Genomic DNA, 359 nt, shown 5'->3' with positions numbered 1-359 from the left:
GTGAAAGTAGTTATAAAAAGTCGCTTTTGGGATTTTTGACTCTTTTACGATTCTATCGACCCCAACAGTATGAAACCCAAAATGGTGAAATAAATGAATAGACGTATTAATGACTTGCATGGCACGTGTTGGGAGAACTAAATTTGGCATCGTTTTACCGTTATAAAAAATTATTGTTGTTTCTAAATGAGATATTTTTTTGGGAGAAAAAAAGGCATAGCAAAGCCGTAAAGACTGTGCGTAGCACATCTCAAGTTTTGTGTTGCTAAGTTTTAAATAAAAAACACTTAAAGCCTGAAAACCTTAGGGTAATCAAGCTGCTTTAAAAGTTTTAAGCTGTGTCGTTATAGCTTTTGGCA

At 34.0% G+C, this 359-nt stretch carries 1 protein-coding gene; it reads right to left on the bottom strand.

The window, feature by feature from the left end; all coding sequences use genetic code 11:
- Positions 1–150 (bottom strand): TetR/AcrR family transcriptional regulator (locus NL42_RS18380; RefSeq protein WP_461313845.1); only part of this gene is annotated, 150 nt, incomplete at its 3' end.
- Positions 151–359: the final 209 nt, after the last annotated feature.

The organism is Acinetobacter sp. GN11 (assembly GCF_054823985.1).
This window is presented reverse-complemented; position numbering and strand designations above follow the sequence as displayed.